This is a genomic window from Kitasatospora sp. NPDC058218 (genome assembly GCF_042882445.1).
Lineage (GTDB): Bacteria > Actinomycetota > Actinomycetes > Streptomycetales > Streptomycetaceae > Kitasatospora.
Window position 1 is genome coordinate 251,589 of record NZ_JBHVWC010000002.1, and the last position, 15,041, is coordinate 266,629.

Annotated in this window: 12 protein-coding genes and 1 tRNA gene; 5 read left to right on the forward strand and 8 right to left on the reverse strand. The window is 71.4% G+C overall.

The window, feature by feature from the left end:
• Positions 1-103 precede the first annotated feature (103 nt).
• Both ACFVYI_RS02115 and ACFVYI_RS02120 read right to left on the reverse strand, forming a co-directional pair.
• Positions 104-877 carry a transcriptional regulator gene (locus ACFVYI_RS02115; protein WP_387880491.1) on the reverse strand — a complete coding sequence of 258 codons (774 nt, stop codon included), beginning with the start codon at positions 875-877 and terminating at the stop codon, positions 104-106.
• A gap of 120 nt (positions 878-997) precedes the next feature.
• Positions 998-1,070: transfer RNA gene (locus tag ACFVYI_RS02120), tRNA-Leu, on the reverse strand.
• A gap of 70 nt (positions 1,071-1,140) precedes the next feature.
• Between ACFVYI_RS02120 and ACFVYI_RS02125 the strand changes: the two genes are divergently transcribed.
• Positions 1,141-1,830: an ANTAR domain-containing response regulator gene (locus ACFVYI_RS02125; protein WP_387880494.1), complete on the forward strand. Its 690-nt coding sequence runs from the start codon at positions 1,141-1,143 to the stop codon at positions 1,828-1,830.
• Between the two features lie 86 nt (positions 1,831-1,916).
• On the opposite strand, the gene ACFVYI_RS02130 is transcribed toward ACFVYI_RS02125, so the two are convergent.
• The 6 genes from ACFVYI_RS02130 to ACFVYI_RS02155 all read right to left on the reverse strand — a co-directional run bounded on the left by ACFVYI_RS02130 (position 1,917) and on the right by ACFVYI_RS02155 (position 8,793).
• Positions 1,917-2,633, reverse strand: a complete 717-nt coding sequence (locus tag ACFVYI_RS02130) for an ABC transporter ATP-binding protein (RefSeq protein ID WP_360633189.1) — start codon at positions 2,631-2,633, stop codon at positions 1,917-1,919.
• Complete coding sequence (locus ACFVYI_RS02135) at positions 2,630-3,475, reverse strand: ABC transporter ATP-binding protein (protein ID WP_387880533.1); 846 nt, start codon at positions 3,473-3,475, stop codon at positions 2,630-2,632. The genes ACFVYI_RS02130 and ACFVYI_RS02135 overlap by 4 nt, the downstream gene beginning before the upstream one ends.
• 8 nt (positions 3,476-3,483) lie before the next feature.
• The gene (locus ACFVYI_RS02140; protein WP_387880536.1) at positions 3,484-5,418 is read right to left on the reverse strand and encodes a branched-chain amino acid ABC transporter permease; all 1,935 of its coding nucleotides are present in this window, start codon (positions 5,416-5,418) and stop codon (positions 3,484-3,486) included.
• A 5-nt stretch (positions 5,419-5,423) separates the two neighbouring features.
• Positions 5,424-6,353, reverse strand: coding sequence for a branched-chain amino acid ABC transporter permease (locus ACFVYI_RS02145; protein WP_387880498.1), 930 nt, complete (start codon positions 6,351-6,353; stop codon positions 5,424-5,426).
• Between the two features lie 159 nt (positions 6,354-6,512).
• The gene (locus ACFVYI_RS02150) at positions 6,513-7,742 is read right to left on the reverse strand and encodes a branched-chain amino acid ABC transporter substrate-binding protein (protein ID WP_387880501.1); all 1,230 of its coding nucleotides are present in this window, start codon (positions 7,740-7,742) and stop codon (positions 6,513-6,515) included.
• A 586-nt stretch (positions 7,743-8,328) separates the two neighbouring features.
• The gene (locus ACFVYI_RS02155) at positions 8,329-8,793 is read right to left on the reverse strand and encodes a PaaI family thioesterase (protein ID WP_387880504.1); all 465 of its coding nucleotides are present in this window, start codon (positions 8,791-8,793) and stop codon (positions 8,329-8,331) included.
• Positions 8,794-9,104: 311 nt separating this feature from the next.
• On the opposite strand from ACFVYI_RS02155, the gene polA reads away from it, so the two are divergent.
• From polA to ACFVYI_RS02175, 4 genes are all read left to right on the forward strand, one after another.
• A complete protein-coding gene (polA, locus tag ACFVYI_RS02160; RefSeq protein ID WP_387880539.1) occupies positions 9,105-11,804 on the forward strand; it encodes a DNA polymerase I in 2,700 nt (899 codons plus the stop codon).
• An 88-nt stretch (positions 11,805-11,892) separates the two neighbouring features.
• A complete protein-coding gene (locus ACFVYI_RS02165; protein WP_387880507.1) occupies positions 11,893-12,585 on the forward strand; it encodes a hypothetical protein in 693 nt (230 codons plus the stop codon).
• A gap of 295 nt (positions 12,586-12,880) precedes the next feature.
• Positions 12,881-14,014, forward strand: coding sequence for a DUF3103 family protein (locus tag ACFVYI_RS02170; protein ID WP_387880510.1), 1,134 nt, complete (start codon positions 12,881-12,883; stop codon positions 14,012-14,014).
• Between the two features lie 122 nt (positions 14,015-14,136).
• Positions 14,137-14,898 carry a GNAT family N-acetyltransferase gene (locus tag ACFVYI_RS02175; RefSeq protein ID WP_387880512.1) on the forward strand — a complete coding sequence of 254 codons (762 nt, stop codon included), beginning with the start codon at positions 14,137-14,139 and terminating at the stop codon, positions 14,896-14,898.
• The last annotated feature ends 143 nt before the right edge of the window (positions 14,899-15,041 follow it).

The window sequence follows — 15,041 nt, forward strand, 5'->3', positions numbered from 1 at the left end:
TCCTCCCCCCGCACACCCCCCCTCGACGCACCCCACTCGTTGCTGTCTTTCTACACGTGCGGGGTGGTGGGCGCCCCCCCCGCCCCCCCCCCCCCCACCGCCGTCAGTACTTGGGCCCGATGTGGGCGTCCATGAGGGCGACGGACTCCTTGCGGGCGACGGAGACGTTGACGGCGCCGGTGGGGCGGGTGACGGCCTTCCACTGCACGCCGACGGCGTCGAGGGTGTCGGTGAAGAGACGGATGATGTCGGTCGAGGTGTTGGTGAAGAAGTAGCGCGGGTACTCGTAGCGCTTCTCGACGCCGCCGACCGTGCGCGTGGTCCAGTTGGTGATCCGGCAGCCGTCCGAGTGGATCAGGCCCCGGAGGAACTCCCAGGGGTGGACGTCGACGATCTCCTGCTGCCAGGGCGCGAGGGTGATCCGGCGTAGGTGCTTCGGCCCCGGGCCCTGCTGGGGGAAGAGGCACGGCCAGTGCTTGCTCGTGCTGACCACGCTGGTGCACCCCGTCGCACGGACGCGCTGGACCTTGTTGTGCGGCATGACTGCGGCGACTGCCCGTGCGCACTCGTCGATGAGCCCGGGCCATGCGTCCCCGCACGCTATGCGGAGGGCGTGGACGTTGCGGCGGCCCTCACTGATGCAGCCGTCACCGAGGTAGAGGCCCAGCAGGTACGCGTAGTCGGGGCGCGGACGTTGCGGGTCCAGATCGTCGTGGAGTACCGGACAGTCGGCTGTCGGGCGAGCGGCGAGCACCGTGCCCGTCGCCCACTCGCGGATCGCGAAGCGGGAGATGCCGGTGGCGCGGCTGACCTGGCTGAAGGTCAGCCCGGATGCGTGGAGGTCGACTGCTCGCTGCCGTGTGGCCGTGTCGTACATGCGGGCGAGCCTGCGGTACGCAGTGGCACGACAGGCTGAAAGTCGTGCGAATCTTCATTCGAAATAATGAAGATCGCCAACTGTTATGCGATTTAGGCGACCTTGGAATTGAAGGAAAAGTACCCCGGGTGGGATTCGAACCCACGCTGTATGGTGTTTGAGACCATCGCCTCTTCCGCTGGGCTACCGGGGCAACCGCTGAATCGAAGGTTGCCCCCGACCCTGCTTGGTCTCAAACATACCGTGTCTAGGTACCCTCGTGCATGCAGTACCCCGCCGGAACGAGGAGCCCCGTGAGCACCGCCGACGAGCAGGCAGAGCCGCTTGAGACCGACATGCCCCAGATCACCCGAATTGTGATCGCCGAGGACGAGGCGTTGATCCGCCTCGACCTGAAGGAGATGCTCGAAGAGGAGGGGTACACCGTCGTCGGCGAGGCCGGTGACGGGGCGACGGCGGTGAGGCTGGTCCAGGAGCTGCGGCCCGACCTGGCGATCCTGGACGTGAAGATGCCCGTGCTGGACGGGCTCTCCGCCGCCGAGCAGATCCACGAGGCGCACCTGGCGCCCGTCCTGATGCTGACCGCGTTCTCGCAGCGCGAGCTGGTGGACCGGGCGCGGGACGCGGGCGCGATGGCGTACATCGTGAAGCCGTTCTCCAAGAGCGACCTGGTGCCCGCGATCGAGATGGCGGTCTCCCGCTACACCGAGATGCGGACGCTGGAGGAGGAGATCGCGGATCTCACCCAGCGGCTGGAGACCCGGAAGCTGGTGGACCGGGCGAAGAGCGTGCTGCAGACCAAGTTCGGTCTGAACGAGCCGGCCGCGTTCCGGTGGATCCAGAAGACCTCGATGGACCGTCGGATGACGATGGCCGCGGTCGCGGAGGCCGTGATCGAGGAGGGCGAGGCGCAGGACAAGAAGAAGGCCGACGAGGGCAAGCCGGAGGCCTGAGCAGTCCTGAGCGCGGCCCGAGCGGCTCCGAGACGCACGACAGGGGCCCCGTCCGATCGGACGGGGCCCCTGGTCGTTCGGGCGGGTCAGTCCTCGCCGAGGTAGGCCTTGCGGACGGACTCGTCGTGCAGCAGGTCGGCGCCGGTGCCCTTGAGGACGATGCGGCCGGTCTCCATCACGTAGCCGTGGTCGGAGAGCGAGAGCGCGGCCTGGGCGTTCTGCTCGACCAGCAGGATGGTCGTCCCGCCGGCCTTGAGTTCCACGATGGTCGCCATGATCTTCTGCATCATCAGCGGGGACAGACCCATCGAGGGCTCGTCGAGCATCAGCAGCTTCGGCTGGGACATCAGCGCGCGGCCCATCGCGAGCATCTGCTGCTCGCCGCCGGAGAGGGTGCCGGCGGCCTGCTTGCGCCGCTCGCCGAGGATGGGGAACAGGCCGTAGGCGCGTTCCACGTCGGCCGCGATGCCCGCGGTGTCGCTGCGCAGGAACGCGCCGAGCAGCAGGTTCTCCTCGATGGTCATGCGCGGGAAGATGTGCCGGCCCTCGGGGGAGTGGGCGAGCCCGAGCGCGACGATCTTGTGGGCGGGGACGGTGGTGAGGGGTTGGCCGTCGAAGGTGACCGTGCCACCGGTGGGCTTGAGCAGGCCGGACAGGGTGCGCAGGGTGGTGGTCTTGCCGGCGCCGTTGGTGCCGATCAGGGTGGTGACCTCGCCCTGGTTGACGGTGAAGCTGATGCCCTTGACGGCTTCGATCTTGCCGTAGGCGACGCGGAGGTCCTTGACCTCGAGGAGTGCGGTCACTGGTCGGTCTCCGTTGCTGCGGGGGCGGTGCCTTCGAGCGGTGCGCCGAGGTAGGCGGTGATGACGCGTTCGTCGCTCTGGACGGTCTCGCGGTCGCCTTCGACGATCTTCTGGCCCTGGACCAGGACGGCGGTGCGGTCGCACAGGTTGAAGATGAACCGCATGTCGTGCTCGATGACGAGGATGGAGATGCCCTTGTCACGGATGGCGAAGACCAGTTCCTCGGCGGCCCGGGTCTCCTGCGGGTTCATGCCGGCGGTGGGCTCGTCGAGGAGCAGCAGGCCGGGCTCGGAGGCGAGGGCCCGGGCGATCTCCAGCTTGCGCTGTTCGCCGTAGGGGAGGTTGCGGGCGAGGTGGTCGGCCTTGTCGGCGAGTCCGGTGAACTGGAGGAGGTCCATGGCGCGGGCGCGGCTCTCGGCCTCGGCGCGGTGGTAGCCGGGGCCGCGCAGGATGGCGGAGAAGATGCCTTCCCTGGTGCGGGTGTGCCGGCCGACGAGGACGTTCTCCAGGACGGTCATGTTGGCGAAGAGCCGGATGTTCTGGAAGGTGCGGGCGATGCCGGCCTGGGTGACGAGGTGGGGCTTGGGGGGCAGGACGGTGCCGCGGTAGGAGACGCGTCCCTCGGTGGGCACGTAGAGGCCGGTGAGGCAGTTGAAGAAGGTGGTCTTGCCGGCGCCGTTGGGGCCGATCAGGCCGATGATCTCGCCCTCGCCGACGGTGAGGGAGACGTCGTTGACGGCGGTGAGGCCGCCGAACCGCATGGTGACGCCGGAGACTTCGAGCAGGGGCTTGGCGGGGGCGGGTCGGTCGGAGACCGATGCGGGGGCGTCGGTGGTGGTCATCTGGCTGGTCACGCCCCTGCCTTGGTGAGGGCGACGTTGTCGCCGGTGAGCTGTGTGGGGATCGTGGCCTCGTGGAACTCCAGCTGGCGGCGCCGGTTGGGGATGAGCCCTTCGGGGCGGACGCGCATCAGCACGATGAGGGCGATGCCGAAGGCCAGCAGCTGGTAGTTGGAGAGGAATTCGAGCTTCTTCGGGACGAGGAAGAGGAGCGTGGCGCCGGCCAGCGGGCCGCTGATGGTGCCCATGCCGCCGAGGATGACGGCGGCGAGCAGGAAGGCGGAGTTGGGCGGCAGGGCCTCGGCGAAGGTGTACTGGTCGGGGGTGACGGTGTAGCTGACGTGGGCCTGGACGGTGCCGGCGAGGCCGGCGAGGCAGGCGCCGAGGGCGAAGGCGAGGAGCTTGAGCCGGAAGCCGTTGATGCCCATGGCTTCGGCGGCGGTCTCGTCCTCGCGGATGGCGACCCAGGCGCGGCCGATGCGGGAGTCGCCGACCCGGGCGAAGACGAGCACGACCAGGGCGGTGACCAGGAGCATCAGCAGGTAGTAGTTGGAGAACCGGCCGAGTTCGACGCCGAGGACGGTGTGCGGCTTGCCGAGGTCGAAGCCGAGGATCTGGAGGTCGGGGATCCGCGGGATGCCGTTGGAGCCGTTGGTGATCTTGGGGCCGGTGGTGCCGTTGAGGTTGAGCATGGTGATGCGGAAGATCTCGCCGAACCCGAGGGTGACGATGGCGAGGTAGTCGCCGCGCAGCCGCAGGGTGGGGGCGCCGATCAGGACGCCGAAGACCATCGAGACCACGGCGCCGGTCAGCATCGCGGCCCAGAACGGGAACTGGACGTGGATCGGCGAGGCGGGGGAGCCGGAGACCAGGGCGGCGGCGTAGGCGCCGACGCCGAGGAAGGCGACGTACCCGAGGTCGAGCAGGCCGGCCAGGCCGACGACGATGTTGAGGCCGAGGGCGACGGTGGCGAAGATCAGGATGTTGGCGGCGACCGAGGTGTACTGGTCGCTGGTCTGGGTGAACGGGAAGCCCGCGGCCGCGGCGAAGGCGGCGCCGGTGGTGACCGGGCGGTGCTTGACGGTCAGCGCGCGCAGCCGGGCCAGCAGGCCGGCCTTGCCGAGGGCCGGGATCACGGCGGCGGCCAGCAGCAGGTAGGCGATGAAGAGCTCGCCGTACTCGGTGTCGATGCCGAAGGTGATCGCGAACAGGCCGACGGCGAAGGCCGCGACGATGAGCAGGACCTCGACCCAGGAGGGCAGTTCGCGGGCGGCGGGCAGCGGGCGCTCGACGGTGCCGAGCCGGAGCCCGCTGTTGGCGAGGTGGCCCAGCTGGAGCAGCAGGACGGCGCCGGTGGCGATCACGAGGGCGCCGGCCAGGGCGGTCAGCACCGGGGCGACGGGCTTGTCCTCGGGGATGGCGTGGGTGGCGAACCAGGCGATCGGGGCGGCGGGGACGAGCAGGAAGAGCCGCCGGTCGAGGATCCGCAGCGGGACGTGGGTGCGCCGGTCGAGCGGGAGGCCGAGGGTGCCGGCGAGGGCGAGCAGGGAGCCGAGGGCGGCGACCCAGCCGCCGGGGTCGAGGTTGGCGAGGCCGCCGAGGTCGACCGAGATGGCGATGACGGAGAACCAGCTGACGGCGAAGGCGCCGGCGGCGGCGAGCAGGACGGCGTTGTTGCTGCGGGCGGGCGCGATCCAGCGCAGGCCGGGGACGCCCTGGGTGGCGAGCAGCACGGCGAGGGTGAGCAGGCCGGCGATGAGGGCGAGCCACTGGAGGCCGGCGGGGGAGCCGTAGTAGGTGAGGTCGCCGGGGAACTCGTCGGTCCAGGTCCAGGACATGAGGGCGGAGGCGGCGGTGGCGACGGCGCCCAGGCCGGTGAGGGCGGCGGCGGCGCGGGCCGGCAGCGGGATGACCGGGGTGGTCTCGGTGGTCGAGGTGGTGGTCATGGTGCTCACGCCCTGTCCGCGACGCGTTCGCCGAGCAGGCCCTGAGGTCGGACGAGCAGGACGAGGATGAGGAGTACGAAGGCCCAGACGTCCTTCCAGGCGCCGCCTCCGAAGAGGTGCATGCCGGGCAGGTGCTGGATGTAGCCGGTGGCGAGGGCTTCGGCGAGGCCGAGGGCGACGCCGCCGAGCATGGCGCCGTAGATGTTGCCGATGCCGCCGAGGACGGCGGCGGTGAAGGCCTTGAGGCCGAGGATGAAGCCCATCCGGAAGTCGACCTGGCCGCTGCGCAGGCCGTAGGCGACGGCGGCGACGGCGGCGAAGGCGGCACCGATGGCGAAGGCCATGACGATGATCCGGTCGGTGTCGATGCCCATGAGCTTGGCGGTGTCGGGGTCCTGGCTGGTGGCCTGCATGGCGCGGCCGGAGCGGGTGCGGGTGACGAACCAGCCGAGGGCGAGCATGCAGAGCGGGGCGGCGATGATCAGGAAGATGTCGCTGCGCTGGATGGTGATGGAGCCGAGCTCGAAGGGGTCACCGGGGATCTTGGGGAAGACCCGGGCCTTCTTCGCGTCGGGGTAGAACGAGAAGACCAGCTGCTGGAGGACGATCGACAGGCCGATCGCGGTGATCAGCGGGGCGAGCCGGGGGGCGCTGCGCAGCGGCCGGTAGGCGAAGCGCTCGGCGGCGACGGCGGTGAGGGTGGAGACCAGGATGCCGGCGATCAGCATCAGCGGTAGGGCCAGCCAGAGTGTGGTGCCGCCGGGGAGGGCGAGGTAGGCGGTCAGGGCGCCGAAGCCGCCGACCATGACGATCTCGCCGTGGGCGAAGTTGATGAGCTGGACGATGCCGTAGACCATCGTGTAGCCGATCGCGACGAGCCCGTAGAGGGCGCCGAGGATCAGGCCGTTGGCCAGCTGCTGCGGTAGGTCGTGCACCGCTGGGCCTCCGTTGTGCGTGTGGTGGGTCCGCGTGGGTGGTGGATGTGGGGGCGCGCGGGGGCACTCGTGGCGCCCCCGCGCGGGTTGTTCCGACGTGCTGTCGCGTTGCCGACGTGCGGTCGGCTCAGCCGTTCGACGTGCCGACGTGCGGTCGGGTCAGCCGCTGAAGGTGCCGGACTTCTCCACGGCCCACTTGCCGTCCTTGACGGTGTAGACGGTGAGCTGCTTGTTGGTGGTGTCACCGAACTCGTCGAAGGAGACCTTGCCGGTCACGCCGTCGAAGGAGACCTTCTGGACGGCCTCGACGACCTTGGCGCGGGGGCTGTCGGGGAGCTTGCCGCTGTTGGCGGCCACGACGGCCTTGACGCCCTGGATGATGGCCCAGGCGCTGTCGTAGGAGTAGCCGCCGTAGGTCTCGTAGGCGTCCTTGTAGCCGGCCGCCTTGTAGTCGGCGATGAACTTGGCGGCGGTGGGGAGCGCCTCGACGGGCAGGCCGACGGCGGTGGCGTAGTCGCCCTGGCTCTTGGGGTTGAGCTTGATGAAGTCGCCGCTCTGGATGCCGTCGCCGCCCATCAGCGGGATGGTGACGCCGGCGTCCTTGAGCTGGAGCGAGAGCGGGCCGGCGGCGGGGTACTCGCCGCCGTAGTAGACGGCCTCGGCGCCGGAGGTCCTGACCTTGGTGACGATGGCGGCGAAGTCGCGGTCGTCGGGGTTGACGTGCTCCTCGCCGACGATGTTGCCGCCCTGCTTGGTGAACTCGCCCTTGAAGGTGGCGGCGAGGCCGGCGCCGTAGGTCTTCTGGTCGTCGATGAGGAAGACCTTGGTCTTCTTGGCGTCCTTGGCCAGGAACTGGGCGGCGAAGGGGCCCTGGACGGCGTCGGTGGTGGCGGTGCGGAAGTAGGACTTGAAGGGGCGGGCCTTGGTGCCGCTGGCCCACTTCTCGCCCTGGCTGAGGGCGACGCCGGTGTTGGCGGGGGAGATCTGGACGAGGTTGGCGTCGTTGAAGATCTGCTGCATGGACTGGGCGACGCTGGAGTTCAGCGGGCCGACGACGCCGATGACGTTCTTGTCGGCGACCAGCTGGGTGGCGTTCTGCTGGCCCGGGGCGGGCTTGGCGGTGTCGTCCAGGGCCTTGATCTCGAACTTGACGCCCGGGACCTCGTTCTTCTCGTTGGCCTGCTTGACGGCGAGCTCGACGGAGTTGCGGATGCCGAGGCCGAGGGCGGAGAGGTCGCCGGTGAGGGGGGCGTCGACGCCGATGGTGACGGTGGTGGTGGACCCGGCGTTGCCGTCCCCGGACTTCTTCTCGCCGCGGGATCCGCAGGCGCTGATGCTGAGGGCGCCGATTACGGCAATGCTCACGACAACTGCTGAACGGTGACGCACAGGGGTCCCCTTCGGTTCAGGAGGGCGCCGCGCCTGAGTGGCGGGAGCCGGGATGCGCGGTGGGGCTGGCCCACTCCGGTGGCGCGGTGACTGGCCGTGACTCTAGATGCCCCTGAGCGGCTCGGGCAGGGGTGTGGCGAGGCTGTGATTCTCTTGTTATGAGCACACGGAGCGACCGTCTCACTATGTGGTCGTTCTGGTTCGATCGATCCCGCACCGTTGGGCATTTACTCGCTGGTACGCGCATGTAAGGGCCAGAAATGCGGGTGACTCCTGGCCTCACCGATAATCGGACACGACTGTCCGCAGTACAGGTTTCGGGCGTGTGCGTCCGAATATCGGACAATCGAGGGGATGACGAAGAGCTCCCGGGTCGATGCGGCCCCGGAAGCGGTCGAAAGCTCGGAATTTCTACCTGTTACGCAGCGTTACATCCTTGAAAGTGCGCGAAAACGCAGCCGCCCCCTTGTCTGGACCAACGCCTGCCCAGGGCAGTCGAAGGTCAAACAAGAGGGCGGACAAGGGAATTGATGATCGGTCGGCCCGGCTGACGCGCCATTGGCGGGCCGGCCGGGGCGACGGGGCGTCAGAGGTCGCGGAGCATGCAGGTCAGGCGGCAGCTGGTGACCCGCTTGCCGGTGTCGTCGGTGATCGCGATCTCGTACGTGGCGGCGGTGCGTCCCTTGAACACGGCGGTGGCGACCCCGGTGATCAGGCCGGAGGTGGCCGAGCGGTGGTGGGTGGCGTTCAGGTCCACGCCCACCGCGTACCGGCCGGGGCCGGCGTGCAGCATCGCGCCGACCGAGCCGAGGGTCTCGGCCAGCGCGGCCGAGGCGCCGCCGTGCAGCAGTCCGTACGGCTGCTGGTTGCCCTCGACGGGCATGGTGCCGACCACCCGGTCGCCGGAGGCCTCGACGACCCGGATGCCGAGCTTGTCGCCGAGGCGGCCGCCGGAGAAGGTGGCCGGGTCGACGCCGAGCTTGGCGAAGTGGTCCAGCACCTCCTGCGGGATGTTCAGGGCGGGGGCCGCGTCGGGGGCCGCTTCGGTCATGGGGGAGCTCCTGCCGCTCGGGGTCACGTCGTCGTGCTGCCTGTGATCGTACGACCGTCCTACTCGACGGTAGTGATCGCGTCGGGGAGTTGGCGTGGCGGGTCGGCCGCGCCCCCGCCCCGTGTTCGGCTCGCGCGCGCACGGGCACCCCGTGCGCGCGCTCCGTGCCCGGGCTGTGCGGCGCCCCTTTTGTCGGTGCCGGGCCATAGGATCGGTGGCCGGTAGTGGAATCGGCAGGAACGGACGTTGACGTGGCTACGCAGAGTACGGACAAGGGCGCGGCGGGTGGCGGCGGGGCGCGGCCCCGGCTGATGCTGCTCGACGGGCACTCGATGGCCTACCGGGCGTTCTACGCGCTGCCCGTGGAGAACTTCAACACCTCCACCGGCCAGCCCACCAACGCGGTGTACGGCTTCGCCTCGATGCTCGCCAACACCGTCCGGGACGAGCGGCCCACCCACCTCGCGGTGGCCTTCGACCTCTCCCGGCAGACCTTCCGCTCCGTCGAGTTCCCCGACTACAAGGCCAACCGGGCCAAGACGCCCGACGAGTTCCGCAGCCAGGTCCCCCTGATCGGCGAACTCCTGGACGCCATGCGGGTGCCGCGGATGACGGTCGAGGGCTTCGAGGCCGACGACATCATCGCCACCCTGGCCACCGCCGCCGAGGCGGCCGGCTTCGACGTCGACATCGTCACCGGCGACCGGGACTCGCTCCAGCTGGTCACCGACCACATCACCGTCCTCTACCCGACCAAGGGCGTCTCCGAGCTCACCCGCTACACCCCGGAGAAGGTCGCCGAGAAGTACGGCGTCACCCCCCGCCAGTACCCCGACCTCGCGGCCCTGCGCGGCGACCCGTCCGACAACCTGCCCGGTATCCCGGGCGTCGGCGAGAAGACGGCCGCCAAGTGGGTCAACCAGTTCGGCTCCTTCGACGAACTCGTCGCCCGCGCCGACGAGGTGAAGGGCAAGATCGGCGAGAAGCTGCGGGACAACCTGGACTCGGTGAAGCGCAACCGCGTCCTCACCGAGCTGGTCCGCGACGTCGAACTCCCGCTCGGCGTCGCCGAGCTGGGCCGTGCCGCGTTCGACCGCGAGGCCGTCGCCGCCCTGATGGAGTCGCTGGAGTTCCGCAACGCCAACTTCCGCGACCGGGTCTTCGGCATCGACCCGGCCGCCGCCGAGCCCGAGGCCGCCGCCGAACTCGCCCCCGGCGTCGAGGTGGACGGCGAACTGCTCACCGACCCGGGCACGCTGGCCGAGTGGCTGCGCCGGCACGCCGACGCCAAGGCCCCGGTCGCCCTGGCCGCCGTCTACCAGTGGGCGCTGGGCACCGGCGAGGTCACCGAGATCGCGCTGGCCGTCGGCGAGTCCGCCGCCTGGTTCGACCCGGCGCTGCTCGCCGAGGAGGACGAACGCGCCTTCGCCGCCTGGCTGGCCGACCCGGCCGCCCCCAAGGCCCTGCACATCGCCAAGCAGGTGATGCGCGCCTTCGCCGAGCGCGGCTGGACGATCGAGGGCGTCGTCGCCGACACCGCGCTCGCCGCCTACCTGGAGAAGCCCGGCCGCCGCACCTTCACCCTGGAGGTGCTCGCCGAGGAGTACCTGGCCCGCTCGCTCGCCCCGGCCGCGGTCGCCGAGAGCGGCCAGCTCGCCTTCGACGCCCCGGAGGAGGCCGACGGTGTCGACGCCACCGCCGCCCGCGCCCAGGCGCTGATGCTCCAGGCCCGCGCCGTGCTCGACCTCGCCGCCCTCTTCGAGACCCGCCTCGCCGAGGTCGGCGCCACCGAGCTGCTGCGCGACATGGAACTGCCGATCGCCGCCCTGCTGGCCCGGATGGAGCGCACCGGCATCGCCGCCGACCGCCCCTGGCTGACCGGTCTGGAGGCCCAGTTCGCCGCCGAGATCCAGCGCGTGGTGGAGGAGGCGCACGCCGCCGCCGGCCACGAGTTCAACCTGGGCTCGCCCAAGCAGCTCCAGGAGATCCTCTTCGGCGAGCTGGCCCTGCCCAAGACCAAGAAGATCAAGACCGGCTGGACCACCGACGCCGACGCGCTCACCTGGCTGGCCACCCAGACCGACAACGAGCTGCCGGTTATCCTGCTCCGCCACCGCGACCAGGCCAAGCTGCGCACCACCGTCGAGGGCCTGCTCAAGACGGTCTCGCCGGCCGGGCGCATCCACACCACCTTCAACCAGATGGTCGCCGCCACCGGCCGGCTCTCCTCGCAGGACCCGAACCTGCAGAACATCCCGGTCCGCACCGAGGAGGGCCGTGCCATCCGCCGCGCCTTCGTCGTCGGCGCGGGCCACGAGTCGCTGCTGACGGCCGACTACTCCCAGATCGAGCTGCGCATCATGGCCCACCTCTCCGAGGACGAGGCCCTGCTGGAGGCCTTCGCCACCGGCGAGGACCTGCACACCACCGTCGCCTCCCAGGTCTTCGAGGTCCCCGGCGACGCCGTGGACGCCGAGATGCGCCGCAAGATCAAGGCGATGTCCTACGGCCTGGCGTACGGGCTCTCCGCGTACGGGCTCTCCCAGCAGCTCGGCATCAAGCCCGCCGAGGCCCAGGGCCTGATGGACACCTACTTCGAGCGCTTCGGCGGCGTGCGCGACTACCTGCGCCGGGTCGTCGACGAGGCCCGCGCCACCGGCTACACCGAGACCCTGCTCGGCCGCCGCCGCTACCTGCCGGACCTCAACAGCGACAACCGCCAGCGCCGCGAGATGGCCGAGCGGATGGCCCTCAACGCCCCGATCCAGGGCTCGGCCGCCGACATCGTCAAGATCGCCATGCTGCGGGTCGACGAGGCGCTGACCGCCGCCGGCCTCACCTCCCGGATGCTGCTCCAGGTGCACGACGAAATCGTGCTGGAGCTGGCCCCCGGCGAGCGCGAGCAGGTCGAGGCGATCGTCCGCGAGCAGATGGCCGGCGCCTACCCGCTGCGCGCCCCGCTCGACGTCTCGGTGGGCGTCGGTGCGAACTGGGAGGCCGCCGCGCACTGACGCACCGTCAGCAGGCCCCGGGCGGAGCCTCGTCGAGGCGGCGCCCGGGGCCTTCTCGGCACCGGGGAGCGGTCCTACCCTGGCGGGTATGCCTGCCGATGAGCTGATCCGCCGCGGTCGTGACGACAGCACCGTCGATCTGGTCTTCGAGTCCGGTGGGGGTTCCTGGCCCGCCGCCGCGCGCCTGGTGCTGCGCATGCTCGCCGTCCTGCTCGCCGTGGGCGTCGTCTTCCTCCCCGCCGGCATGCTGCTCGTGGAAGTCGCGGTGATCGTCGGCGCCACCCTCGTGGGCGCGGTGACGGTCGGCGCGGCGCTGTGGGTGTCCGCCGTGCTGGTCCTGTGGCCGTTCGTCGCGGCCGGCGAGCTGCGGACGGTCCGCCGGGTGCAGTTCGCCCCGGCCCGGAACCCGACCGAACTGCGATTCGTCCGGGGTGCCCGCGCCGGCGCCTGGGCCCCGATCTCCGGACTGCGGCGCATCCAACTGGACGAGACCGTGGAGGAGCCCTACGAGGGCGACCCCGCGCCGGCCGGCCGCACCCTCGACATCACGGTGGTGACCCTGACCGGCGACGACGGCCGCCCGCACCGGGCGCCGGACGGTACCGATGCCGACGCGCTCCAGCGCTCCCTGGAGGACCTGTTCGGCCCGGCCGGCGTCCCCGTCCTGCGCCGCACCGAACGTCGCGTCCGCCGCAGGCCCCGGCCCTCCTCCGGCGGCGGCTGGAGCTACGGTGGCTCGGGCTCGGCCAATTCTGGCGGGGGCTTCTCCGGCGGCGGGTGAGCCGGGGGCCGCCCACCGGCGCCCCACCCACCGCCGTGCCGCCGGAGCAGCGGTCCTGAGCGCCGGTAGGAGGTCGCGGACCACCGTGCTGCCGTCCGCGCGCCCGGGAGTCCAAGGGGGTCCGTCGGGGTCCGTCGGGATCCTCCGCTCCATCGCGGTGGCTCCGGGGGGTTGATACCGGGTCAGGGAGCCTCTTCACTTGTCATGGCGCCGCCCCCTTGATCGTGGACGTGGCACCACCGCTCCGATGCTCCGATGCTCCGACGCCTCACCCGACGAGTCTGGAGATCCCCTCATGTCCCAGTCCCGCCTGCGGCGCGCCGTTGTCGCGCTGACGGCCCTGCCCCTGCTCGCGCTCGGCGCGGGCCAGGCCGTGGCCGCCCCGGCCCCGGCCCCGACCCCGCCCCCCGCCGCCTCCCAGGTGACCGCGATCGAGGACGAGGTCGCCCGCGCCCTGGCCGCCTCCCTCGCCGACCCCGCCCTGCGCGAGCGGCTGCGCTCGGCCACCGCCGCCGCGCCCGCCGGCGCCGAACTCGCCCCGCTGGCCGCCGGGCTGTCCGGCGCCACCGCCCGCGGACTCGCCGCCGCGACCGCCCGCGCGGACCGCGCGGTGGCCACCGCCAAGGGCCTCGGCGACCTCGGCCCGCTGCTGCGGGTCCAGCTGGCCGACCCGTCGATGCGGGCCGCCCTGGAGGCCGGTACCGAGCCGCTGGTGGCGATCGCCGGCACCGACGAGCACGCCCGCACCGTCCGCGCCTACGACACCGCCGGCCGGGTCCGCGGCCTGGATGCCACCACCCTGCCCACCCGCCCGGTCTACCTGGTCGACATCGACACGGCCAAGGCCCTGACCGCCGGGATCGACCTGCTCCAGCGCGAGCTGACCGCCCGCGGGATCGCCCCGGCCGCTCCTCAGCCCTCCTCCGCCCAGGCCGCGGCCGGCTGGTGGGGTACCAAGATCACCTCGGTCGAGGTGAACGACGACGAGGAGCCCTGGTTCAAGGGCGCCGCCGAGATGTTCAGCCTGGTCTCCGGCTTCGGCCCGGACGGCAAGGTCCGGGTCGACTCGGTCGCCATGCCGTACCTGCAGTACGACGGCACGGTGTACTACCCGAACCAGATCCTGGTGAACTGGTCGAACTACAAGTACAACCTGGCGGACGTCGTCCTGATGGAGGACGACGGCGACACCAACTACCTGGCCCTCGCCCAGGCCGTGGCCGCCGTCCTGCTCACCATCGCCGACCAGGGCGCCTACATCCCGCTGGTCAACGCCGTCCTGGCGGCGCTGCCCGCCTCCTGGTGGGTCGACGACCCGGACTACGTCGAGTCCTGGTACACCCTCGCCCGCAGCAGCTCGGGCCGCCTCAACGGGGCCCGCGGCAACGGCTGGATGACCGTCGAGCCGTACTGGGTCAGCCAGCTCTGACCGTCCTGTCCCGACCCGGCCGGGTCGGCGCCGCGCGTCGCCGCGCTCCGTCGGCCCGGCCCGGTCGGGGCACAGTTGATCAACCCCTGTGACGGGGGCAATTCCGTACTACCGTAAGCCCGATGACAACGGAATCCACTGCGACCGACCGGCCCACCTCCCTGGCCGGGGCGCCGACGCTCCAGGCCCGCAACTCCGCCGCCTTCTGGACCGCGACCGCCCGGAGCCGTGGGCACGAGGTGATCCGGCGCCGCGGATTCGTCGCCGCCGACGGCGACGAGCGTGCGGGCCTGCGGATCCTGATCCAGGAGCCCGACCTCGGCCCGGCCGAAGTGGCCGAGTTGAGCGAGCTGACCCGCCGGGCCGCCGGCCCGGTGATCGTCGAGGACCCGTTCGGTGCGACCGACCTGAGCCACCTGGGCATGCGCAACTGGCAGATGCCCATCATGCTGCGCCTGCCCGGGCCCGTCGCCGACCCGGCGCTGGACGTGATCCGGGTGCAGCGGCCCGAGGACCTCCGGGCGGCCGAGCGGGTCGTGATCGAGGGCTTCGAGCTGGACGGCTTCGAGCCCTACCGCCCCGGCGAACTCTTCCCGACGACCCTGATCGAACAGCCGGGCGTGGACGTGTTCATCGCCTCCGCCGACGGCCTGGTCGCGGGAGCCGGCGTGAGTGTCCTGGCCGACGGCGTCGCCAGCCACTACTGGATCGCCACCTCCTCGGCCTTCCGCTCGCGCGGCGTGGGCCGGGCCGTCATGCTCGGCGCCCTCGCCCACCTGGCGGACCTCCCGGCCACCCTCACCGCCTCGAAGCTGGGCAGGCCGCTGTACGAGTCGCTGGGGTACACGGTCGCGGCCCCCTCGACCTGGTGGGCCTCCTCCTGAGCGATGGCGCGGTGGGGGGGGCGTGGGGGGGGGGGGGGGTCCCCCCCCCCGGAGAGGCCCCGGGGGGGGCGCGGGGGGGGGGGGAATTCGGGGGGGGGGGGGGGGGGGCGCCCGCGGGCCCAGCAGGAGGGGGGGCCCCCGCC